General features: G+C 59.9%; 17 protein-coding genes and 1 pseudogene. 11 read left to right on the forward strand and 7 right to left on the reverse strand.

The window, feature by feature from the left end:
• The first annotated feature begins 86 nt into the window (after positions 1-86).
• Positions 87-920 carry a response regulator gene (locus tag G3A56_RS02985; RefSeq protein WP_003495796.1) on the forward strand — a complete coding sequence of 278 codons (834 nt, stop codon included), beginning with the start codon at positions 87-89 and terminating at the stop codon, positions 918-920.
• 13 nt (positions 921-933) lie between these two features.
• On the opposite strand, the gene G3A56_RS02990 is transcribed toward G3A56_RS02985, so the two are convergent.
• Both G3A56_RS02990 and G3A56_RS02995 read right to left on the reverse strand, forming a co-directional pair.
• Positions 934-2,490 carry a phospholipase D family protein gene (locus G3A56_RS02990; RefSeq protein ID WP_164056165.1) on the reverse strand — a complete coding sequence of 519 codons (1,557 nt, stop codon included), beginning with the start codon at positions 2,488-2,490 and terminating at the stop codon, positions 934-936.
• A gap of 151 nt (positions 2,491-2,641) precedes the next feature.
• Positions 2,642-4,921, reverse strand: coding sequence for a methyl-accepting chemotaxis protein (locus G3A56_RS02995; RefSeq protein WP_082184315.1), 2,280 nt, complete (start codon positions 4,919-4,921; stop codon positions 2,642-2,644).
• 278 nt (positions 4,922-5,199) lie between these two features.
• On the opposite strand from G3A56_RS02995, the gene G3A56_RS03000 reads away from it, so the two are divergent.
• From G3A56_RS03000 to G3A56_RS03010, 3 genes are read left to right on the forward strand one after another with little or no spacing between them, the layout of a single operon-like run.
• On the forward strand, positions 5,200-5,514 hold the full coding sequence (locus G3A56_RS03000) for an ArsR/SmtB family transcription factor (RefSeq protein WP_082184314.1): 315 nt from the start codon (positions 5,200-5,202) through the stop codon (positions 5,512-5,514).
• Positions 5,511-5,870, forward strand: coding sequence for an SRPBCC family protein (locus tag G3A56_RS03005; RefSeq protein ID WP_082184313.1), 360 nt, complete (start codon positions 5,511-5,513; stop codon positions 5,868-5,870). Before G3A56_RS03000 ends, G3A56_RS03005 begins: the two co-directional genes overlap by 4 nt.
• 43 nt (positions 5,871-5,913) lie before the next feature.
• Positions 5,914-6,522, forward strand: coding sequence for an ATP-dependent Clp protease proteolytic subunit (locus G3A56_RS03010; RefSeq protein ID WP_082184312.1), 609 nt, complete (start codon positions 5,914-5,916; stop codon positions 6,520-6,522).
• Positions 6,523-6,532: 10 nt separating this feature from the next.
• Here G3A56_RS03010 and G3A56_RS03015 read toward each other — a convergent pair whose 3' ends face one another.
• Both G3A56_RS03015 and parE read right to left on the reverse strand, forming a co-directional pair.
• Positions 6,533-7,423: an NAD-dependent epimerase/dehydratase family protein gene (locus tag G3A56_RS03015; protein WP_082184311.1), complete on the reverse strand. Its 891-nt coding sequence runs from the start codon at positions 7,421-7,423 to the stop codon at positions 6,533-6,535.
• A 67-nt stretch (positions 7,424-7,490) separates the two neighbouring features.
• The gene (gene parE / locus G3A56_RS03020; RefSeq protein ID WP_082184310.1) at positions 7,491-9,611 is read right to left on the reverse strand and encodes a DNA topoisomerase IV subunit B; all 2,121 of its coding nucleotides are present in this window, start codon (positions 9,609-9,611) and stop codon (positions 7,491-7,493) included.
• A 207-nt stretch (positions 9,612-9,818) separates the two neighbouring features.
• Between parE and G3A56_RS03025 the strand changes: the two genes are divergently transcribed.
• From G3A56_RS03025 to pyrG, 4 genes are all read left to right on the forward strand, one after another.
• The gene (locus tag G3A56_RS03025; RefSeq protein WP_082184309.1) at positions 9,819-10,700 is read left to right on the forward strand and encodes an alpha/beta hydrolase; all 882 of its coding nucleotides are present in this window, start codon (positions 9,819-9,821) and stop codon (positions 10,698-10,700) included.
• A gap of 212 nt (positions 10,701-10,912) precedes the next feature.
• Entirely contained in the window at positions 10,913-11,683 is a 771-nt protein-coding gene (tpiA, locus tag G3A56_RS03030) for a triose-phosphate isomerase (RefSeq protein ID WP_082184308.1), read from the forward strand.
• 115 nt (positions 11,684-11,798) lie between these two features.
• Complete coding sequence (gene secG, locus G3A56_RS03035) at positions 11,799-12,257, forward strand: preprotein translocase subunit SecG (RefSeq protein ID WP_035223455.1); 459 nt, start codon at positions 11,799-11,801, stop codon at positions 12,255-12,257.
• A 159-nt stretch (positions 12,258-12,416) separates the two neighbouring features.
• The gene (gene pyrG / locus G3A56_RS03040) at positions 12,417-14,045 is read left to right on the forward strand and encodes a CTP synthase (protein WP_082184692.1); all 1,629 of its coding nucleotides are present in this window, start codon (positions 12,417-12,419) and stop codon (positions 14,043-14,045) included.
• A 74-nt stretch (positions 14,046-14,119) separates the two neighbouring features.
• Here pyrG and G3A56_RS03045 read toward each other — a convergent pair whose 3' ends face one another.
• Positions 14,120-14,890 carry a hypothetical protein gene (locus G3A56_RS03045; RefSeq protein WP_082184307.1) on the reverse strand — a complete coding sequence of 257 codons (771 nt, stop codon included), beginning with the start codon at positions 14,888-14,890 and terminating at the stop codon, positions 14,120-14,122.
• Between the two features lie 197 nt (positions 14,891-15,087).
• Entirely contained in the window at positions 15,088-16,479 is a 1,392-nt protein-coding gene (fumC, locus tag G3A56_RS03050) for a class II fumarate hydratase (protein ID WP_082184306.1), read from the reverse strand.
• Between the two features lie 466 nt (positions 16,480-16,945).
• Here fumC and G3A56_RS03055 point away from each other — a divergent pair, with 466 nt between their 5' ends.
• Entirely contained in the window at positions 16,946-18,853 is a 1,908-nt protein-coding gene (locus G3A56_RS03055) for a L,D-transpeptidase family protein (protein ID WP_484573240.1), read from the forward strand.
• Between the two features lie 312 nt (positions 18,854-19,165).
• On the opposite strand, the pseudogene G3A56_RS03060 reads toward G3A56_RS03055, so the two are convergent.
• A pseudogene (locus G3A56_RS03060) lies at positions 19,166-19,866 on the reverse strand (HAD family hydrolase).
• A 190-nt stretch (positions 19,867-20,056) separates the two neighbouring features.
• Here G3A56_RS03060 and rpiA point away from each other — a divergent pair.
• Both rpiA and G3A56_RS03070 read left to right on the forward strand, forming a co-directional pair.
• A complete protein-coding gene (rpiA, locus tag G3A56_RS03065; protein WP_003495827.1) occupies positions 20,057-20,752 on the forward strand; it encodes a ribose-5-phosphate isomerase RpiA in 696 nt (231 codons plus the stop codon).
• Positions 20,753-20,768: 16 nt separating this feature from the next.
• Complete coding sequence (locus G3A56_RS03070) at positions 20,769-21,335, forward strand: DUF2059 domain-containing protein (protein WP_003495829.1); 567 nt, start codon at positions 20,769-20,771, stop codon at positions 21,333-21,335.
• Positions 21,336-21,371: the final 36 nt, after the last annotated feature.

Below are 21,371 nucleotides of genomic sequence, written 5' to 3' on the forward strand. Positions count from 1 at the left end.
ACTCGTTTGCCGGCAAAAGTGTCATTAATTATTCTGCAAAACGCGCCTGCTATTTTCCCTTAAATACGACGGGGGACTGGGGCAGGATGAATTTTCTCGGCATTACGGGCATGCAATATTCGGGCGTGCCTTTTACCAATAACCGCATCTTGCTTGCGGAAGACAGCAACGTTTTCACCCAGATGGTGAGCATGCGCCTGAAGGAGATGCTGGGCGTCACGGTGGAAGTGTGCCGCTCTTTTGAAGAGCTGCAGGCCTGTTACGAACATTCGCCCGAACCGGTGACGCTGGCGATCTCCAACATCAATCTGCCGGGGGCGGAAAAGGGCGAGGCGCTGGAATATCTGATCGATCTTTCGATCCCGACCATCGTTTTCACCAGCACCTTCCACGAGGCGACGCGCGAGACGCTGATCGCCAAGGATGTGGTCGATTATATTCTGAAAGACAATATCTTCGCCGTGGACATGCTGACGGAATCCGTCTGCCGGTTTCTCACCAACCACCGCCACCATGTGCTGATCGTCGATGACAGCCCGACGGCGCGGGCGCTGCTTTCCAGCCGCCTCAAACGTTATAATTTCCGCGTCAGCCTTGCTGATAGCGGCGCCAAGGCGCTCGAGATACTGAAGGCCAATCCCGACATCGGGCTGGTGGTGACGGATTATAACATGCCGGATATTGACGGTTTCGAACTGACGCGGCGCATTCGCACCGTGCGCGGGTCGCATGAGCTGCGCATCATCGGCGTTTCCTCTTCCACCAACCGGCTGCTGTCGGCCCGGTTCCTGAAGGCGGGCGGCAATGATTTCATGCTGCGGCCCTTCATCGACGAGGAATTCTACTGCCGCGTGAACCAGAACCTCGATACGCTGGTGCAGATACAATTGGCCAAGGCCGGGGTGAGACCCGCAGCCTGACCGGCGTTCATTCTCAAAGCTGTGATTCAAGCGGCAGGATGCGCATGATACCGGCGATGATCCGACGGCTGATGGCAGCGTCGGGTTCGCGCCGGTATATTTTTGGCTGACCCTGTTCTTCCGTCATCCAGAGGAGACGGTTGTCATTGTCCATACCCAGCTCGAAACTCATCATGCGGCGGATTTCATCGGAGAATATCTCGTCCATGCGGGCAACCAGCGGGGCTGAGTTGAAGACGACGCCCATTTCGGTATTGAGCGAGGCGGAGCGCGGATCGAAATTGAGCGAGCCGATATAGCCGGTCTTGCCGTCGCGGGTGAAGGCCTTTGTGTGATGGCTCGCCTGTCCCGAACCACGTAGCGTGAAGCTGCCCTGGTCCGCCTGGGAGCGTAATTCATGCAGGTTCACGCCGCCCAGCAGAAGCGGTTTTCGATAACGGGCGTAACCGGCGTGAACGGCGGCCACATCGGTTGCGGCCAGCGAATTGGTGAGGATGGCGACCGACACGCCGCGCTCGGCCAGATTCAGGAAAATGTCCACGCCCTGTTTGCCGGGAATGAAATAGGGGGAGGTGATGTGCAGGCTCTCGCTTGCCGCCTGCATCAGCGGCAGCAGGCTTTCCATCAGGAAATTATGACCCTTGCGGCGTTTTCCCGCCGCTTTCTCCGGGGGATCGGCAAGCACATCGGCGGTATCGACCCAGTGAAGGCGATCCGACATCAGGAAATGGCCGCTGCCATACTGGCTTTCGACGCGCTCCAGATAGGGTTTAGCGGCCTCGCTTTGCGGCAGGGCGTCAAGCTCGCGTCGCAATCTCGCAAGCTTGCTCGGTCGTCTTGCCAGAAGCGAGCGCACCGGAACGGAAACCGCGCTGTTCCAGTAGTCATCGAAGATTTCGGTGGCATCGGCAACGATCCTGCCGAAACCGAGCACATCGAAATCGTGGAAATTCGCCCGCTCTGCGGCATCGAAATAAGCATCGCCAATATTGCGCCCGCCGACAATGAGCGCGCGTCCGTCGGCAATCCACGCCTTGTTGTGCATGCGCCGGTTGACGCTCCGGAAGCGAAGGATGAGTTCCAGGCTGCGATAGAGAATGTTTTCCCGCGCTCTCGTGGGATTAAACAACCGTAGTTCGATATTGGGGTGGCTGTCGATGGCGTGGAAGATGCGGTCGGAGATCGAAACGCCGAGATCATCCAGGAGCAGCCTTACATGCACGCCACGGTCGGCGGCGGTGATAACTTCGCGCATCATTAGCCGTCCGGTAAGATCGGCATTCCACATGTAATACATGAGATCGAGGCTGCGTCCCGCCGCGCGTGCAGCCGCCACGCGTACCGCAAAGGCATCAAGGTTGGAATGCAGCAGGCAGAGTGCGTTTTTTTCGCTCCAGCCGTTCCTTATCGACTGCCAGTGCCGGTCAAGCCTGGTTTCATCCTCCGCAACCGGCAGGGCGGTGGAGGGGCGTTTGGGAATGGCCTTTTCCCGCTGCTTGCCGAAGACGACAAACAGGCCGGATCCGACAACCAGCAGAAGAATGGCAATGAAGACCGTAAATGCAGTCACTTGTTTTGATCGCTCCCCGGCCTGAAGATTATCAGGCCGGGTGAAAACGCGCGAGGGCAGAATGCGTTCATACAAGGTTGCAAAATGCCATGGCAATTCAGCGTTTCAAACCCTTGGCAACCCTTCGGGTCTCTTGCAGCCCTGTGGCAGCCTATTTCGCGGCGAAAGCCCTGCCTAGTCTGTTGCCGAGGGCGCGGGCGCCCGAGAGGACAGGATGCTGGCTGGCCCCGTCGGTCTGGACCGGCCGAGCGGATGAAACCTCACCCTCGCTTAGCCGGAACTGCGCGATCAGCCGGTTCAGCGCTGCCACCTCGTTTGCAAGCGCGTGGCTGGCGGCCGTCTGTTCTTCGACCATGGCGGCATTCTGCTGCGTGCCGCGATCGATGGAGTTCACGGCCGAGCTGATCTCGTTCAGCCCGGTCGTCTGCTCACGCGACGAGCGGACGATCGCCGTCACGTTGCGGTCGATCTCCTGCACCTGATCAACGATCTCCGCCAACGCCGCGCCGGTTTCTCCGACAAGGCTGACGCCCATATGGACCTGCTCGCCGGACTTGGTGATGAGCGCCTTGATTTCCTTGGCGGCATTGGCGGAGCGTTGCGCAAGTTCGCGCACCTCCTGAGCAACAACGGCGAAGCCCTTGCCGGCCGAGCCGGCACGTGCCGCTTCGACGCCAGCATTCAGCGCCAGAAGATTGGTCTGGAAAGCAATCTCGTCGATGACGCCGATGATGTTGGAAATCTCGCGCGACGAGCTTTCGATGCAGCTCATCGCTTCGACGGCGCGGCGCACGACCTCGCCGGATTTCGCCGCTCCCGTGCGGGTACGTTCCACCAGCTGGCCTGCCTCGTCGGCGCGCAGCGTCGCATCCTTGAGAGATGTGGTTATCTCCTCCAGTGCAGCCGCCGTTTGTTCCACGGAGGCGGCCTGCTGCTCGGTGCGCTTGGCAAGATCATCGGAAGCCGTGCGGATTTCCTCGGAGCCTGACCGGATGGCCTCGGCGTTTCTGTTGACGGCGGAAAGTGCCGATTGCAATTTTTCGAGCGAGGCATTGAAGTCATGGCGAACCTGATCGAGCGATCCCGCGAAGGTCTTTTCGATACGGTGGGTCATGTCGCCATCGGCGAGCTTCTGCAGGCCCTCGGCCAGCGCCTCCACCGCGGCGCGCGTCTGCTGGTCGCGTTCGGCGGCTTCCGCTGCGCGTTCCGCCCGTTCCTCATCGGAAAGCGCCCGGTTGCGCTCGGCCTCGTCTTCAAGACGCACCTTGGCGATCGTCGCATCGCGCAATACGGCAAGCGAGCGGGCCATTTCGCCGATTTCGTCGCGGTGGCGGGCTTCGGACAAATCCACATCCGTCTGTCCCTCTGCAATCTGGCTGGTTGCGGAGATGACCCTGTTGAGACGCTTGCCAAAGCGGGCGGCAAGCAACCAGCCTATCGCGACCATGAGCCCGGCAGCGATGGCGATGACGGCAATGGAGGTGAGGGCAAGCGTCGAGAGATGGGCGAAAAGCACCGATTTCGGTACCGAGACGATGGTGAACCAGGTCGTATCCGGCAGGACATGGGCGGGCACGGCCAGCATCATGTGGCGGATGCCGGCGGCATCCGTCAGTTCGCGGGCAACACCCGGATTATCGATCATGGCCTGCCATGCGGCCGCGTCCAGGCCGGAATCCTTCAGGGCTTTGCCATGTGTTTTGGTATCAGGATGGCTGACGATACTGCCGTCCTTGCTGAGAAGCGCGATATATCCCTCTCCAAGCGGTTTCAGCTTTGCAAGGTCGGACGACAGGGAGTCGAGCGCGATGTCGACACCGATCACGCCACCGAACTTGCCGTCAAACATCAGCGGCGCCATGAACGACGTCATGAAGACATCCTTGCCGTTGATGGGATAGACATAAGGCTCGGTCATGAGGTCCTTGCCGGTCCGTCGCGGTACGAGATAGTAGTCGCCGGCTCCTGGGGTCTCGTAGTCGACGAGCGCCTCTTCGATCACCTTTCCGTCCTTGCGGGCATAATAGGGTACAAAACGGCCGGTCGCGTCGTGGCCCGGTGCGTTGGCGAATTCCTTGTCCCTGCCGTCAAAGGCGTTGGGTTCCCAGCCGGTGCTGATGCCCACGGCAAAGGGGCTGTCCTGGAGAAGCCGTTTGAACAGGCGATCGATGGACTCGCGGCTCGGGTTGCCGGTTTCCTTCTCGGTATGGAGTGCCGAGCGCATGTTCGCGCCCAGCGTCGTTGCATGCGCAAAGAAGGTTTCGACGTTGGCGGCGCTGGTATTGGCGGCGTTGTGCATCTCGGAGATCGAGCGTTCTTCCACCGCCCGATAGGAAAGCCATAAAAGCACACCGGCAGTCGCGACGGTCGTCAAGACACCCGCGAAAACGATGGCGAACATGTTGCGGGCGGTAGCGGTTTTCAAAAACATCCTCATTCTCCAAAACACCGGCATCGGAGCACGGCGCTAGCTATTGCTTCATAGGGGGATGCAAGGACATGCCGGACCGGCCGGCGAGAGACAGCGAGACCATTTCGCGCAGGTGTATGAGTTACTGGTTGAACGTTTAAGAATCGATAAGGCGGGCAGGAATTCTTGCGGTAATACTTACTAGGACAAGTATTATTCGAGGTGGGCCGGGCTGAAGCCGGCTTGCCGAACGAAGACAGGGGCTTGCGAATCGTATAAGTGTGTGCTTATGTGTTCTCATGACAGAGAATGATATTTTCCGGGCGCTTGCCGATCCGACCCGACGGGCAATTTTCGAAAAGCTGGCGGATGGCGCCATGAACGCCTCCGCCTTGCGCGATGGCATGGAAATCAGCCAGCCGGCCATGTCGCAGCACCTTTCGGTACTGCGCGGGGCGGGGCTGGTGGTTGAGAGGCGGCAGGGTCGTTTCGTCAATTACGAGGTCGATCCGGATGGGCTGACCCGCATTGCGGTATGGCTTGGCAAATACCGCGCCTACTGGCCACAGCGCATCGATGCTCTCAAGCTCTTGCTGAAGGATATGGACCAATGAACAGGCAAACACCCGAAGCGATGAAAAACGGTCTCGAGCTTGAATATGATCTCGATGAGCCACCACAAAAGGTCTGGCGCGCGATCAGCATTCCGGCGTTTCGCGAACACTGGTTGCCGAAGGAGGCTTTGGCGGAACCCGAGGCGATCAATGTCACGCCCGGTCAGGAAGTTTGCTACAGGCTGCGGGAGGATATCCCGCCATTTCTGGAAAGCACCGTCACCTTCAGGATCGCATCGAATGACCGGGGCGGCACCAGCCTGCGGGTCATTCATGACCTGCCCAGCATGAAGCCCGGCCGGATGACAAAGGCTGCCGCAAACCACAATGGTTCGCCGATCAAGCTCGCCGCCTGATCCGCCACATTCCCTTACATTGTCAAACGACAGGAGTTCGCCGATGCGCGAAGCGATGCAACTCGTCCCCATGGTAGTCGAACAGTCCGCACGGGGAGAAAGGTCTTTCGACATCTATTCCCGCCTGTTGCGGGAACGGATCATCTTTCTCAATGGAGAGGTAAACGACACGGTGTCCGCGCTTGTCTGCGCGCAACTGCTGTTTCTTGAAGCGGAAAATCCTAAAAAGCCGATCCATCTCTACATCAATTCACCGGGCGGCGTCGTGACCAGCGGTCTCGCCATGTATGACACCATGCATTATATCCGCGCACCGGTTCATACGCTCTGCATGGGAACGGCCCGCTCCATGGGATCGTTTCTGCTGATGGCGGGTGCACCGGGCGAGCGGAGCGCCCTTCCCAATGCCAGCATCCACATTCATCAACCGCTGGGTGGTTTCCAGGGACAGGCTTCGGACATGCTGATCCATGCCGAGGAGATGCGGCTGACCAAGCACCGCATGACGCGGCTTTATTCCGAACATTGCAAACACAGCTATGAAAAATTCGAAACGGCCATGGACCGGGATTTTTTCATGACGGCGGAGCAAGCTCTGGAATGGGGCCTGATCGATCGCATTCTGGGCGTTCGTGAGGATGTCGCGGCATAGGGCCGGACGCCTATTCGGATTTCCTGCTGATATTGGCGCCCACAGGCAGGACCTCCAGACTGCGCCGGTCCAATTGTGCAAGTACCTCGCCGAAACCGAAGCGGGATGTCCAGCCCAGACGCTCGGCGGCGCGAGCGGGTGAATAGATCCGGTCAATCGTTTCAGGCAGCGCCCATTCCCTCTGCGTGAAAGCTTCAGCGAGGGCCGGGGTCCGCTGCCGGAGAACGGAAGCGGCATCCTCGGCGAGGCTGTCGCAGTCATCGGCGGAAAACGGCGTGGTTGCCGATATGATATAGCGCTGGAAATCGTCTCCCGCATTGGTCAGCGCCAGTACATGGGCATCGGCGACATCGCGCATATCGACGCCGCGATGCAGCCGGTAAGCCGCCATCACGTCGGCGCGCTCCGGGAAACTTCTGGACATGCGAAGCACGCGCACGGCGAGATGCGGGCCCGCCATCGCCTCGAGCATCTGCTCCGCTTCGAGTTTGGTGCGATGATAGATGCTTTTCGGCCGGGGCGGCGTCTTTTCATCGATGAAGGTGCAGGCCCCTGCGGAAACCGCGTGCCCGTAAAGCGCTGTGGTGCTGGTGAAAACCAGCCGCGGCACGCCCGCGACCATTGCCGCTTGCGCCACCATGCGGGTTCCCTCGACATTGATGCGCTGGAATTCCCTGTCCGGGACGATGCCGACATGCGGAGCGTGGAGCGCTGCCGTATGGATCACCGCATCCGCCTGTTTGAAAGTAGAGCGCAGGAGCGCCTCGTCCGCAAAATCGCCGACGATATGGGTGGTGGAAAAGGGGGAGCGATCCATGCCGATGACATCGTGCCTGCCGGCCAGCGCACTGAAAATCGCGCGGCCGGCCCGACCGGAACTGCCCGTCAGCACAATCCGCATGATGTTGCCTCCACATCAACATAAAAGGCAGCGCCATGCGCTGCCTTTCAAAAGTTCATCCGGACGATCAGATATCCAGATTATCAGCGAAGGCCGCCCGTTCCTGAATGAAACGGAAGCGGGCGTCGGCCTTGGTGCCCATCAGATTGTCGACGGCTTCGCGGGTGCCTTCGAAATCCACATCATCGATCTCGACACGCAGCAGGGTGCGCTTTTCGGGATCCATGGTGGTTTCCTTCAGCTGCGCGGCCATCATCTCACCGAGGCCTTTGAAGCGGCCGATTTCAACCTTCTTGCCCTTGAAGACGGTTTCCATCAGCTCGGCGCGGTGGGCGTCGTCGCGCGCATAGGCGGATTTTGCGCCCTGGCGGATGACGTAAAGCGGCGGCACCGCCAGATAGAGGTGGTTGCCGCGAATGAGTTCCGGCATTTCCTGATAGAAGAAGGTGATGAGCAGCGAGGCGATATGGGCGCCGTCGACATCGGCATCCGTCATGATGATGATGCGCTCGTAACGCAGATCTTCTTCGCGGTATTTGGTGCGCGTGCCGCAGCCGAGCGCCTGGATGAGATCGGCGATCTGCTGGTTGGCGGAGAGCTTTTCGCGGCTTGCGCTGCCGACGTTGAGGATCTTGCCGCGCAGCGGCAGGATGGCCTGATTGGCGCGGTTACGCGCCTGCTTGGCCGAGCCGCCCGCCGAGTCACCCTCGACGATGAAAAGTTCCGCATTTTCCGCCGTGTTCTGGGCGCAGTCCGCCAGCTTGCCGGGCAGGCGCAGCTTGCGCACCGCCGTCTTGCGGTTGACTTCCTTTTCCTTGCGGCGGCGCAGGCGCTCTTCGGCCCGTTCAATCACCCAGTCGAGCAGCTTGGCCGCTTCGCCCGGATTGCCGGCGAGATAATGGTCGAAAGGATCGCGCAGTGCGTTTTCGACGATGCGCTGGGCTTCGACGGTGGCGAGCTTGTCCTTCGTCTGGCCGACAAATTCCGGCTCGCGGATGAAGACCGAGAGCATGCCGGCCGCCGAAATCATCACGTCGTCTGTGGTGATTTCCTTGGCGCGCTTGTTCTGCGTCAGCTCCGCATAATTCTTCAGGCCCTTGGTGAGCGCGATGCGGAAACCGGCCTCATGCGTGCCGCCTTCGGGCGTGGGAATGGTATTGCAATAGGAATGGATCTGCGTGTCGCCGCCATACCAGGTCACCGCCCATTCGAGCGCGCCGTGGCCGCCGGTCTTTTCCGTGCGGCCGGAGAAAATCTCGCGTGTGACGGTGAATTCCTTGCCGAGCGTGGCGGCGAGATAATCCTTCAGGCCGCCGGGGAAATGGAACACGGCCTTTTCGGGGATTTCACCGCCGGCCGGGACCATGCCGGGATCGCAGCTCCAGCGGATTTCGACGCCGCCGAAGAGATAGGCCTTGGAGCGGGCCATGCGGAAGATGCGCGCCGGTTCGAATTTCGCGTGATCGCCGAAAATCTGCGGATCGGGATGGAAACGCACGCGGGTGCCGCGACGGTTGTGCACGTCACCAAGTTCCTCGAGGCCGCCGATCGGCGCGCCGCGCGAAAAACGCTGGCGGTAAAGCTTGCGGTTACGCGCCACTTCCACTTCCAGAAGATCGGACAGCGCATTGACCACGGAAACGCCGACGCCGTGCAGGCCGCCCGATGTCTCATAGGCCTTGCCGTCAAACTTGCCGCCGGCATGCAACTTGGTCATGATGACTTCAAGCGTCGACTTGCCCGGAACCTGCGGGTGGTTTTCCACCGGAATGCCGCGGCCATTGTCCGTGACGGTCAGGAAGCCTTCGGCGTCGAGATGGACCTCGATGAAATTGGCGTGGCCGGCGACGGCCTCGTCCATGGAGTTGTCGATGACTTCGGCAAAGAGGTGGTGCAGCGCCTTCTCGTCGGTGCCGCCGATATACATGCCGGGCCGCATGCGCACCGGCTCCAGCCCTTCAAGCACGCGGATCGACGAGGCGCCGTAATCGTCACCGGAAGGAGACACGGGTGCGGGTGGCGCAGGCGACGTGACGGCCGCAACGGCTGCGGGTTTCGGCTGCACGTTCGCGTTGGCGGGAACTGTCGACGGGGCCTTCACGGGTTTGACCGCGTCATCATTCGTTTCCGTTTCGCTGTTTCGTGCTGCCGGAAGACCGGAGAAGAGATCGTTGCTGTCGTCCATCATGTCCAAGTTCAAAATTCGTGTCGTCAGAATTTCGCCAAGCGAATCAGTATGCCAATAGGGGCGATTATAGCGCCAAACGTGTAAGGCGTGTGGCCGAACGCGGCGCACCTTATGCCACGATTGTGTCAGGGTTTCGCAACAGGAGGATTGCGCTGCCGGCCTTGCAATGGCAAGTCTCGCAGCCACGAATGAACGGTTAACCAAGGCATGTCCACAGCTCATTTCACGTTTTGTACTCTTTTCTGCCTGACTGTTGCGGCGATGCCGGGCGGTGCCGGGGCGGCGGACGGGCCGCTGCGCCCCTTCAAGGACGAGCTTTTTTCCAGTCAGACGGTGCTTTCCACCGGAGATGGCGGCGCGTCGGAGGTGATCGATTATCAGGAGATGCGCGACATCAACGGCCGCGACGAGGTGCCGGAACGCCGGGTGAAGCGGCAATATGTGGATATTGCGCCGAAGAGCGCGCAGGCGCTGGAAACCCTGACCGTCGAGGGCAGGGCGCTTGAGGTCGGTCGCGCCGGGCCATCTTCCGGGCAGGCCTTCACGGTGATTTTCATACACGGGCGCGGCGGCGACCGGCGGCTCGGCATGAACGACTATACGTTCGGCGGCAATTTCAACCGGCTGAAAAACCTCGCTGTGGCCAATGGCGGCACCTATTACGTGCCGAGCGTGCGGTCCTTCGATGAAAAGGGCGTTGCCGATGTCGCCGCGCTGATTGCCGATGCGGCCCGCAAATCGGGCGGCAGGTCGGTGGTGCTGACCTGCGCCTCCATGGGCAGTTTCATCTGCTACGGTATCAGCCGCGACAAGGCCGCTGTCGCCAATCTCAAGGGCATGGCGATCCTTGGCGGTGCGGTCGATCCCGATTTTCCGAAGAGCGCCTTTGCCAGGGCTAAAAAGCCGGTCTGGTTCACGCATGGCAGCGCCGACAAGGTCTATTCGGCCGATCAGCAGGCGACGATATTCCGCTCCCTGCTGAAGGCGGGTGAGCCAGCACGTTTCACCCGTTTCGAAACAGGCAGCCACGGGACGCCGGTGCGCATGACCGACTGGCGGGCGGTTTTGAACTGGATTTTGAGCCGCTGAGGCTCCGATTTGGGTCAGCGCCGGCGAAATTGACGAAATTGACCGCCGTTTTGAACCTTTCGGCCGCTTTTTTGTACCATTTATTGCCGGCTGCGTTTAAAGGAATATCCCGGGATTTCCGGCAGGCTTTCTGTCGCGATTATGGGGCCGTGACTGGCTGAGGGAAGGGGGCCGCCAATGGCGGCACTCGAGACAAAGGGAATGGGATACGCATGACGCCGAATGTTCGACCGCTTGTAGCCGGAAACTGGAAGATGAACGGCACCCGTTCGTCGCTCGATCAGATCAAGGCCATGGCAGAGGGCGTCAAGGGCGCGCTGTCCGAAAAGGTGGACGCGCTGATCTGCCCGCCATCCACGCTCCTTTATGTCGCGACCGCGCTGTGCGACGACAGCCCGCTGATGATCGGCGGGCAGGATTGCCACCAGAACGTTTCCGGCGCGCATACGGGTGATATTTCCGCCGAGATGATCGCCGATTGCTTCGGCACCCATGTCATCGTCGGCCATTCAGAGCGTCGCACCGACCATGCCGAGACGGATCATCTGGTGCGCGCCAAGGCCGTTGCCGCGCATCAGGCGGATCTCATCGCCATCGTCTGCATCGGCGAGACGGCGGATGAGCGCAAGGCGGGCCAGACACTCGATATCCTCAAGCGGCAGCTGGCCGGCTCGCTGCCGGATGAGGCAACCGCGGAAAACACTGTCATCGCCTATGAGCCGGTGTGGGCGATCGGTACGGGTCTTACCCCGACCACGCAGGATGTGCGCGAGGCCCATGCCTTCATGCGCGACGAACTCGTCAAGCGTTTCGGCGAAGAAGGCAAGACGATGCGCATTCTTTATGGCGGCTCGGTGAAGCCCGCCAATGCGCTGGAACTGATGGGCGTCGAGAATGTCGATGGCGCGCTGATCGGCGGCGCGAGCTTGAAAGCCTCCGACTTCCTTTCCATCTATGCGGCATACGAGCAACTGACGGCCTGAGACAAGCTTTCCTGTCACAGTGGCGGGAAAGGGGCTTGGAATAAACCTTCGCCTCATGTAAAGAGCCGCGAAACCTTCTTTGTAGTGCTCCGCGCGGGGCATGGAATGGATTGTCATGCAGACCGTTTTGATTGTTATTCACCTCATGATCGTGCTGGCGCTCGTCGGCGTGGTCCTGATCCAGCGTTCCGAAGGCGGCGGCCTCGGTATCGGCGGCGGTTCGGGCTTCATGTCCGCACGCGGAACGGCCAATGCGCTGACCCGCACGACGGGCATCCTCGCCGCGCTGTTCTTCCTGACGTCGCTCGGGCTTGGTCTTCTGACCCGCTACGAAGCGCGCCCGACCGATATTCTGAACCGTATTCCGGCCACGCAGGGCCAGGGCAACGGCATTCTCGACACGCTCGGCCCGGCGACGACGCCCGCAACACCGGCTCCGGCTGGAAATGGCGTTCCGACCAATAATGGTGCGGCAGCGCCCGCGCAGACGGCTCCGGCTCCTGCCGCTTCCGGCACGGCTGCCCCGGCACCGGCGCAGCCCGCCGATCCGAACGCAGTTCCGACCGGTCAATAAGCCCGGTTTCGATTTAACGCTCCGGCAGGCCAAAAGCCTGCCGGTTTTCTTTTGTTCGTATTCCGGCCAGCTGAATTGTGAATTCGTCAACAGCGAATTTGCAACAGCATGAAATTTGGGCTGGCGGAATCAGAGGTAAAAAGGTATCCGGTGAATCCCATGGCGCGATATGTATTCATCACAGGCGGCGTGGTCTCCTCTCTAGGTAAGGGCATCGCCGCGGCAGCACTCGGAGCTTTGTTGCAATCCCGTGGTTATCGGGTGCGGCTTCGTAAACTCGACCCCTATCTGAACGTCGATCCCGGCACCATGAGCCCGACACAGCACGGCGAAGTGTTCGTGACGGATGACGGTGCCGAGACGGACCTCGACCTTGGCCACTACGAGCGCTTCACGGGGCGTTCGGCCACCAAGACCGACAACATCACCACCGGTCGCATCTACAAGAACATCATCGACAAGGAACGGCGCGGCGACTATCTCGGCGCAACGGTTCAGGTCATTCCGCATGTCACCAACGAGATCAAGGATTTCGTGATCGAAGGCAATGACGATTACGACTTCGTCATCTGCGAAATCGGTGGCACGGTGGGTGACATCGAGGCGATGCCGTTCATGGAGGCGATCCGCCAGCTCGGCAACGACCTGCCGCGCGGCACCGCGATCTATCTTCACCTGACGCTGATGCCTTACATCCCGGCAGCCGGCGAGTTGAAGACCAAGCCGACCCAGCATTCCGTCAAGGAACTGCAGGCGCTCGGCATTCACCCCGACATCCTGCTGGTGCGCGCCGACCGGGAAATCCCGGAAGCGGAACGCCGCAAGCTTTCGCTGTTCTGCAATGTGCGTCCTTCCGCCGTCATCCAGGCGCTGGATGTAGCGAATATCTATGACGTTCCGATTGCCTACCACAAGGAAGGCCTCGATTCGGAAGTGCTGGCCGCGTTCGGTATCGAGCCGGCGCCCAAGCCGCGTCTGGAACAGTGGGAAGAGGTCTGCAACCGCATCCGCACGCCGGAAGGCGAAGTGACCATTGCGATCGTCGGCAAATATACCGGCCTCAAGGATGCCTATAAGTCGCTGATCGAGGCGCTGCATCACGGTGGTTTCGCCAACCGTGTCAAGGTGAAGCTCGAGTGGATCGAGTCGGAAGTCTTCGAAAAAGAAGATCCGACGCCTTATCTCGAAAAGGTCAACGGCATTCTGGTGCCCGGCGGCTTCGGCGAGCGCGGTTCGGAAGGCAAGATTATGGCGGCGCAGTTTGCGCGTGAGCGCAACGTGCCCTATTTCGGCATCTGCTTCGGCATGCAGATGGCGGTCGTGGAAGCGGCCCGTCACCTCGCCGGCATCGAAAATGCCTCCTCCACCGAATTCGGTCCGACCTCCGAGCCGGTCGTCGGCCTGATGACCGAATGGGTGAAGGGCAACGAGCTGGAGAAGCGTTCCTCCAAGGGCGATCTCGGCGGTACGATGCGCCTCGGCGCCTACAAGGCAGCGCTGAAGAAGGACACCAAGATCGCCGAAATCTACGGCACCACGGATATTTCCGAGCGCCACCGTCACCGCTACGAGGTGAATGTGGACTACAAGGACCGGCTGGAAAATTGCGGCCTCGTCTTCTCGGGCATGTCTCCGGACGGTGTCCTGCCGGAAACGGTGGAATATCCTGACCATCCGTGGTTCATCGGCGTGCAGTATCACCCTGAACTCAAGAGCCGTCCGCTTGACCCGCATCCGCTTTTCGCCAGCTTTATTGAAGCGGCGGTGGAGCAGAGCCGGCTGGTTTGATGGTTTGAATGAGATGAAGAGGGCCTCTTTTGCGGCCCTTTTTTATTACGGGGATGTTCGCGGTCCAGCGGCGATTATGTATCGAGTTCGGCCAATATTGTGGTTGCGTTCGCCGTCAGTTCAGGCCAGTTCGGGCAATAGTGGAATATATGGCGATTGCCGTCACTGTCCTCCAGTTCGGCTCCCCTCGCATGCATCGTCTCCACCATGGTGCGGAAAAGCGTTGAATTGGGGAAGTCGCCATATAGCTTTTCCAACTGCGGCCTCAGCACGGACTGAATGAGATCACCGTCCCCGCCTTCATGGGCCGCCAGTTTAACCAGCAGGTCCTCGACTTCCTGGCATCGGCCATGCGATTGAACGATTTCTGCCACCACACTGTACTGCTGATCCAGATTAGGATCGTCCCAAACGTCCAGGAAACGGGTAAAAACCGGAACGAAGTCCGAATACATGACAGCCAGAATGCTTACAGGCACTTCACCCAACAGGACTTCGTCGGTTTCCCTGATCGAGACATGCTCTTCTCGCAAGTGAAGCGCGAGCAGGTTTTCCAATTCATCAACCCAGATGCGAAGGCCTTCCAGAAACTCGCCATGGCCGGCCAACTGAACCCAGGCTTCCGCATTTGGTGATGTCCACGGGTCGTCGAAAGCCTCGTTATCTGAACGCCACTTCCCGGATATATCGACGACCCTGTACCACACGTTTTCGCGGGACAGGCTCTCCCTAATTCGCGGAATTACTTCGTTGAGCTCCGCAATTACCTTGCTCTTGTTTCTTTTAAATGGAATTCGGAACGCAATGGTCATTGCGCCTTCGTCGAAAATTTCTTTTATTGCCATATGTGCATCCGGAAATATAATATTAATATATATTGTATTTATATTTTTAGATTTTGTTTTCTGCTCTTAATATTGTTATCCTTATGTGTTGTTTGTATTGTTTTTTTCTTAAATTTAATTGAAGTGAAGCGTTTAAACCGCAAACAAAAACGGGCCCGAAGGCCCGCTTTCTATTCCAGCGATAAACCTCGACGGGTTTACTTCGGGCCGATCATGTTTTCCGGGCGCACATACTGGTCGAATTCCTCGTTGGTGAGGTATCCGCCGCCAACGGCCTCGTCGCGCAGGGTCGTGCCGTTCTTGTGCGCGGTCTTGGCAATCTTGGCGCAGATGTCGTAGCCGAGCTTGCTGTTGAGCGCAGTGACGAGCATCAGCGAGTTCTCGACGCCCTTCTTGATATTGTCTTCGCGGGCCTCGATGCCGACGACGCAATTGTCGGTGAAGGAGACGGCCGCATCGCCCAGAAGCTGGACCGACTGCAGGAAGTTGTAGGCCATCATCGGGTTATAGACGTTGAGCTCGAAGTGGCCCTGCGAACCGGCGAAGGAAAGGGCCGCATTGTTGCCGAAGATGTGGGCGCAAACCTGGGTCAGTGCTTCCGACTGGGTGGGGTTGACCTTGCCCGGCATGATCGACGAGCCGGGCTCGTTTTCCGGCAGCGACAATTCGCCGAGACCGGCGCGCGGGCCGGAGCCGAGGAAGCGGATGTCGTTCGCGATCTTGAAGAGTGCAGCGGCTGCCGCATTGATCGCGCCATGCGAGAAGACCATGGAATCGTGCGAGGCGAGCGCCTCGAACTTGTTCGGCGCGGTCACGAAGGGCAGGCCGGTGATCTTGGAGATTTCCTCGGCGACCTTTTCGGCGAAGCCGATAGGGGCGTTGAGGCCCGTGCCGACGGCGGTGCCGCCCTGGGCGAGCTTGGAGAGCGCGGGCAGGGTGGTTTCGATGTTGGCGATGGCGGAGGCCACCTGCGCGGCATAACCGGAGAATTCCTGGCCGAGCGTCAGCGGGGTTGCATCCTGCGTATGGGTGCGGCCGATCTTGATGATCTTTTCGAACTGCTTGACCTTGGCTTCCAGCGCTTGGTGCAGGTGCTTGAGGCTCGGCAGCAAGTGGTGGACGATCTCTTCCACGCAGGCGATGTGCATCGCCGTCGGGTATGTGTCGTTCGAGGACTGGCTCATATTGACGTGGTCGTTGGGGTGAACGGGCTTCTTGGTGCCCATTTCGCCGCCGAGCATTTCGATGGCGCGGTTGGAAATCACCTCATTGGCGTTCATGTTGGACTGGGTGCCGGAGCCGGTCTGCCAGACGACGAGCGGGAAATGCTCTGTCAGCTTGCCGTCGATGACTTCCTGTGCGGCGGCAATGATGGCGTCGCCGACCTTGGGGTCGAGGCCTGCCAGCGCCATGTTGGCGCGAGCGGCTGCCTGCTTGACGATGCCCAGCGCACGAACGACAGAGGCGGGCTGCTTTTCCCAGCCGATCTTGAAGTTGCCGAGCGAGCGCTGCGCCTGCGCGCCCCAATAGCGATCGGCCTGAACTTCAATGGGTCCAAATGTATCGGTTTCCGTCCGTGTGGCTGTCATCAATCTTGCCTTTTTACTTGTTTTCCTCCGCCAAAACGGCGCCTTCGCCCGCCTTGCGCGGCCGATATATAGAATCATCGCGCCGGCAATGAAAGCGCTGCAATGCGGCAGAGGCAGATATTTCCGGTCGTGCAAAAGCGATTATGGGGTGCGGATCGCCCAAGCGAGAAAAAGGCTGCTGCGTGTCATTTTTACTACGTCCTGAAATGGCCGGAAAACCGGCGTTTCAGGGGCGGGCAGGGCGCGCCGCTGCCTCTGGCAAAGTTAATGAAATAAATAGAAATTTAACCATTCTCGCCAATTCTGGAAATTACGTTTTTACGGCTTTGGCTGTATCATAAGGTTCATTTCGGCATGGTTGTGGGCTTTGGGCGTTTTCTTTTCAACGGGCCGTCGATCGGCTAGACAAGCATGAAACTGATGCCCGCCGTTTGACTGGCGGTGCTGGGGTGCTACGAGGATCAAATTGCAAGTCACTTCTGGAAAATCATCGGCAGCGCTGGTGCTGGCTCTCGGTCTTTCCGTCTCCACCGCTCTTCCCGGCAGCGCCGGCGCGGTGACGCTGATGGACCTTCTGCGTGGCGGCCCGGGCAAGGTCGCGCGTGATCGCGGTGAGCTGCCGCCGGCCGGCATCGTCACCTCGCCACCGGTTTCAGGACCGAGCGCCGATGCCTCCGACCCCGAGCCCCTGCCGCGCGTTTCCGGCCCGCGTTATTACGATTACAAGGCTGATGCCGCCCGTATGGTGAACACGGCGAATTTCGGCGAGGGTCTTGCCAATCTGAAGTTCAGCGCCACGCCCGAAATTGCGAAGGCGCTCGAGGCCTATTACGGCGCGGGCGGCAAGACGCTGTGGGTTTCCGAAGGCGAGCTGACCGAGCGCGCCAACGCCGTCATCGCGTTTTTTGACACGGTCGGCGAAAGTGGACTCGATCCGGCCGATTACAGCATTTCCGTCCCCGCGCGGGACGTGACCGCCAGCATCGGCAACAGTGCTCCCAATGCGAATGTTTCCGGAACGACCGCCTCCGGCACGCCGGTGGAGACGGCTTCCGCCTCTACCTCCGACGCCTATCAGCGGGCGCAGATGCAGTTCGAGCTGGCGCTTTCTGCCAAGGTTCTGGCCTATGTGCAGGACACCACCCGTGGCCGCGTCGATCCGAACCGGCTGTCGGGCTACCATGATTTCAAGCGCAAGACGGTGAACCTCACACCCGTGCTGAAGCTTGCGGGCCTCAGCCCCGATGTCGGCGCCTATCTGCGCAGCCGCGAACCATCCAGCACTGAGTATCTTGCGCTGAAGGCGGAACTTGCGCGCCTGCGTGGCGAAGGCGATGCGGCGCATGTCGTCCGCGTTCCGGCCGATCTGGTGCTGAAGCCCGGCAATAGCAGCGCTGATATGGCCAATGTCGTCAAGGCCATCGAACATCGCGCTACTCCGGCCTTCAAGGCGGAGCATGCGGCGATCATTTCCGGCTATCAGCAGACGCCGGACTACACGCCCGATCTCGTTGATCTCGTGAAGGCCTTCCAGAGCGCAAACGGCCTGAAGCCGGATGGCGTCATCGGCCGCGCTACCGTGCGCGCCATGGTCGGCGAAAGCAATGACGCGAAGATTGCCAAGGTACAGGTGGCGATGGAGCAGGTCCGCTGGCTGCCGGCCGATCTCGGCCAGCGCTACGTCTTCATCAACCAGCCCGCTTTCATGGCCTATTATCACAATGAGGGCAAAGAACAGTTCGGCATGAAGGTCGTGGTCGGCTCCAAGGCCAACCAGACCTATTTCTTCCAGGACGAGATCCAGACCGTCGAGTTCAACCCCTATTGGGGCGTGCCGCAGTCTATCATCGTCAATGAGATGCTGCCGAAGCTGCGCCGCGACCCGTCCTATCTCGACCGGATGGGTTATGAGGTTCAGGTGGGCGGCCGTGCGGTCTCTTCCACCAGCGTCAACTGGTATGGTTCGACCAATGCCGTGTCCGTTCGCCAGCCGCCGAGCAGCGACAACGCGCTGGGCGACCTGAAAATCCTGTTCCCCAATGCGCATGCCATCTACATGCACGATACGCCTGCCAAGAGCTTCTTCAACCGCGACATGCGGGCGCTGAGCCATGGCTGTATCCGTCTCGTCGAGCCGCGCCGCATGGCGGCTGCCGTTCTCGGCACCAGCGTCGAAAAGGTCGGCGAGCAGATCGCGTCTGGCAAGAACCGCGCCGTGCAGGTGCCGGAGAAGATTCCGGTCTACGTGGCCTACTTCACCGCCTGGCCGGACAAGGACGGCAAGGTGCAGTTCTTCGACGATGTCTATGACCGCGACAGCTATGTGCAGAAGGCGTTCGCCGTGACGACGAAGGCGCGGGCTGCGTCGATCTGATCAGAATAGCATCGAGAAAAAAAGCGCCGGAAACGGCGCTTTTTTGTTTGAAGGAAAGGCCTGCCCAATTTGTTTGGTACTGGAATCCGCCAGCTACATTTGGCGTTAACGGCAACACCGTACTCCGTCACCCCGGACCTGATCCGGGGTCCAGCGCGATCAAGTCCTTGATCGCAAAAGAGTCTTTTCACGGCGCAGACGCGCCGTGGCTGGATGCCGGATCAAGTCCGGCATGACGGAAGAGAGGTTGTTCAGTTCTCATTGACGTCGGAATCGCCGTTCTCTGGCGCTCTACTTGTCTGGTCCAGCCTCTCAGGCGGCCGCTGCACCCTTCGCAACCAGTTCTTCGAACAGCGCCGGCGTCAATTCAGTGAAATCGTCGATCACCACATCCGGTTCGAGTTCAACCATTGGCACATCCGAATAACCGAAGGTCACGCCAATCGACGGGACGGCGGCGTTCTTTGCGGCGAGAATGTCGTTGATGCTGTCGCCGACCATGATGGAGCGCTGGACATCGCCGCCGGCTTTTTCGATGGTGCCGAGAATATGGCGGGCATCCGGCTTGCGGAATTCGAACGTATCGCCGCAGGTTATGGCGGCGAAATATTGGGTGAGGCCCAGTTTTTCGAGCAGCGGCAAGGCGAGGATTTCCGTCTTGTTGGTGCAAACGGCAAGCGTGATGCCGGCGGCCGAGAGCGCGTCCAGTGCAGTGACGATACCGGGATAGGGGCGGCTTTCGCCGGGCATTTCGGCGCGGTAATAGGTGATGAAGCGCTCATAGAGCGGTTCCAGCTCGGCTTCCGGCAATTCCACCTGACGGAGGGCGAAAGCTCGCTTGATCATCACGCGCGCGCCCTGGCCGACGAGATGGGTGAGGTCTTCATAGGTGACGGGGCAAGGCCGGCGACGGCAATGGTGTAATTGAGGCTAGAGACGAGATCGGCGGCGGTATCGACGAGCGTGCCGTCGAGGTCGAAGATGGCGAGCGGGGAGAGCGGGCGGGATGTCACGGAAACGGGCCTCTTGGGTATGCTTCTGGTGAAGCTATCGGTGCTTTCATGGACGCCAAGCCTAGGCAAACGGCCTTGTCTTTGCAACCGCACCACAACGTTCTGTTCGTTGCCTTGAAAAAGGCTTTCGTTTGGCTTTCGACCCGTGTAAACAGCACGGCGACGACAAAGCTACCGGAGTTTCAGGCACATGGATGCCCGCCAGATGAAGATCAAGGCCGCCGAGGCCGCATTGTCCCATGTCCAGGACGGCATGCGGCTTGGTATCGGCACGGGTTCCACGGCTGAGGAATTTGTCAGGCTTCTGGCCGAAAAGGTTGCAGCCGGTCTGAAAGTCGAGGGCGTGCCGACCTCCGAGCGCACCGCGCGTCTCTGCGTGGAGCTTGGCGTGCCGCTGAAATCCCTCGATGAATTGCCGGAACTGGACCTGACCATTGACGGCGCCGATGAGGTGGACCATGCACTGCGGCTTGTGAAGGGCGGCGGCGGCGCGCTCTTACGCGAAAAGATCGTGGCGGCGGCATCTGCCCGCGTGATCGTGATTGCCGACCAGAGCAAGGTCGTGGAGACGCTCGGCGCCTTTCCGCTGCCCATCGAAATCAACCCGTTCGGCCAGGTGGCGACACGGATCGCCATCGAGAAGCTGGCGGCGCGGTCTGGCCTTTCGGGCACGCTGACGATGCGTTCGTCCGGCGACGGCGCCTTCATGACGGATGGCGGACACCTTATTCTCGACGCATCTTTTGGCCGTATTCCTGATGCAGAAGCGCTTGCACGCGAGCTGAACACTATCCCCGGTGTTGTCGAGCACGGACTTTTCATAAATTTGGCATCGCTTGCCATTATCGCGGGACCTGAAGGCGCCCGCGTGATGCAGGCAGTATAACAGGAGCGAGATTTTCATGATCAAACTAGCGGGACTGGGCAAAGCTGCCGCTGCTTCGATCCTTATTTCCGGCATCGTGTTCGGTACTGCCGCACGCGCTCAGGAAATTTCGGAAGCGCATATTGCTGCCGCACGGCAGGCGATCGCCTCTCTTGGCGTAACCGACCGTTTCGACGACATCCTGCCGGGTCTGGCGGAGCGTCTGAAGGCCGAACTCATTCAGGCATCGCCGAATGTTCAGGACGCGATCACCGAGACCGTCGATGCCAAGGCGCTCGAGCTTGCGCCGCGCCGCGCCGATCTGGAGCGTGAGGCTGCACTCACCTATGCGCGCGCCTTCACCGTTGAAGAGCTGAACGCCATTTCCACCTTCTACAGCAGCGAAGCCGGCAAGAAGCTTCTGAAGGACGGCCCGATCGCCACGCGCGAACTGATGAAGGCTGCCGATATCTGGGCCGCCGGCATCAACCGTGACCTGAACGCTTCCAGCATGACCGAACTGCAGAAGGTTGCCGGCGCCGATCTGAAGCCGCTTCCGGCCGATCAGAACGCCACGGGCGGCGCTCCGGCTCCCAAGCCCTGATTGAATGAACGGACAGTTCAGAAATATTCAAAGCCC

The organism is Rhizobium oryzihabitans, assembly GCF_010669145.1.
Taxonomy (GTDB): Bacteria; Pseudomonadota; Alphaproteobacteria; order Rhizobiales; family Rhizobiaceae; genus Agrobacterium; species Agrobacterium oryzihabitans.

Bases quoted from the DNA above. Each gene is read 5' to 3' on its own strand.
- G3A56_RS02985 (WP_003495796.1), top strand. From the start codon at position 87: ATGAATTTTCTCGGCATTACGGGCATGCAATATTCGGGCGTGCCTTTT.
- G3A56_RS02995 (WP_082184315.1), bottom strand. From the start codon at position 4,921: ATGTTTTTGAAAACCGCTACCGCCCGCAACATGTTCGCCATCGTTTTC.
- G3A56_RS03000 (WP_082184314.1), top strand. From the start codon at position 5,200: ATGACAGAGAATGATATTTTCCGGGCGCTTGCCGATCCGACCCGACGG.
- G3A56_RS03005 (WP_082184313.1), top strand. From the start codon at position 5,511: ATGAACAGGCAAACACCCGAAGCGATGAAAAACGGTCTCGAGCTTGAA.
- G3A56_RS03010 (WP_082184312.1), top strand. From the start codon at position 5,914: ATGCGCGAAGCGATGCAACTCGTCCCCATGGTAGTCGAACAGTCCGCA.
- G3A56_RS03015 (WP_082184311.1), bottom strand. From the start codon at position 7,423: ATGCGGATTGTGCTGACGGGCAGTTCCGGTCGGGCCGGCCGCGCGATT.
- parE (WP_082184310.1), bottom strand. From the start codon at position 9,611: ATGATGGACGACAGCAACGATCTCTTCTCCGGTCTTCCGGCAGCACGA.
- G3A56_RS03025 (WP_082184309.1), top strand. From the start codon at position 9,819: ATGTCCACAGCTCATTTCACGTTTTGTACTCTTTTCTGCCTGACTGTT.
- tpiA (WP_082184308.1), top strand. From the start codon at position 10,913: ATGACGCCGAATGTTCGACCGCTTGTAGCCGGAAACTGGAAGATGAAC.
- secG (WP_035223455.1), top strand. From the start codon at position 11,799: ATGCAGACCGTTTTGATTGTTATTCACCTCATGATCGTGCTGGCGCTC.
- pyrG (WP_082184692.1), top strand. From the start codon at position 12,417: ATGGCGCGATATGTATTCATCACAGGCGGCGTGGTCTCCTCTCTAGGT.
- G3A56_RS03045 (WP_082184307.1), bottom strand. From the start codon at position 14,890: ATGGCAATAAAAGAAATTTTCGACGAAGGCGCAATGACCATTGCGTTC.
- fumC (WP_082184306.1), bottom strand. From the start codon at position 16,479: ATGACAGCCACACGGACGGAAACCGATACATTTGGACCCATTGAAGTT.
- rpiA (WP_003495827.1), top strand. From the start codon at position 20,057: ATGGATGCCCGCCAGATGAAGATCAAGGCCGCCGAGGCCGCATTGTCC.
- G3A56_RS03070 (WP_003495829.1), top strand. From the start codon at position 20,769: ATGATCAAACTAGCGGGACTGGGCAAAGCTGCCGCTGCTTCGATCCTT.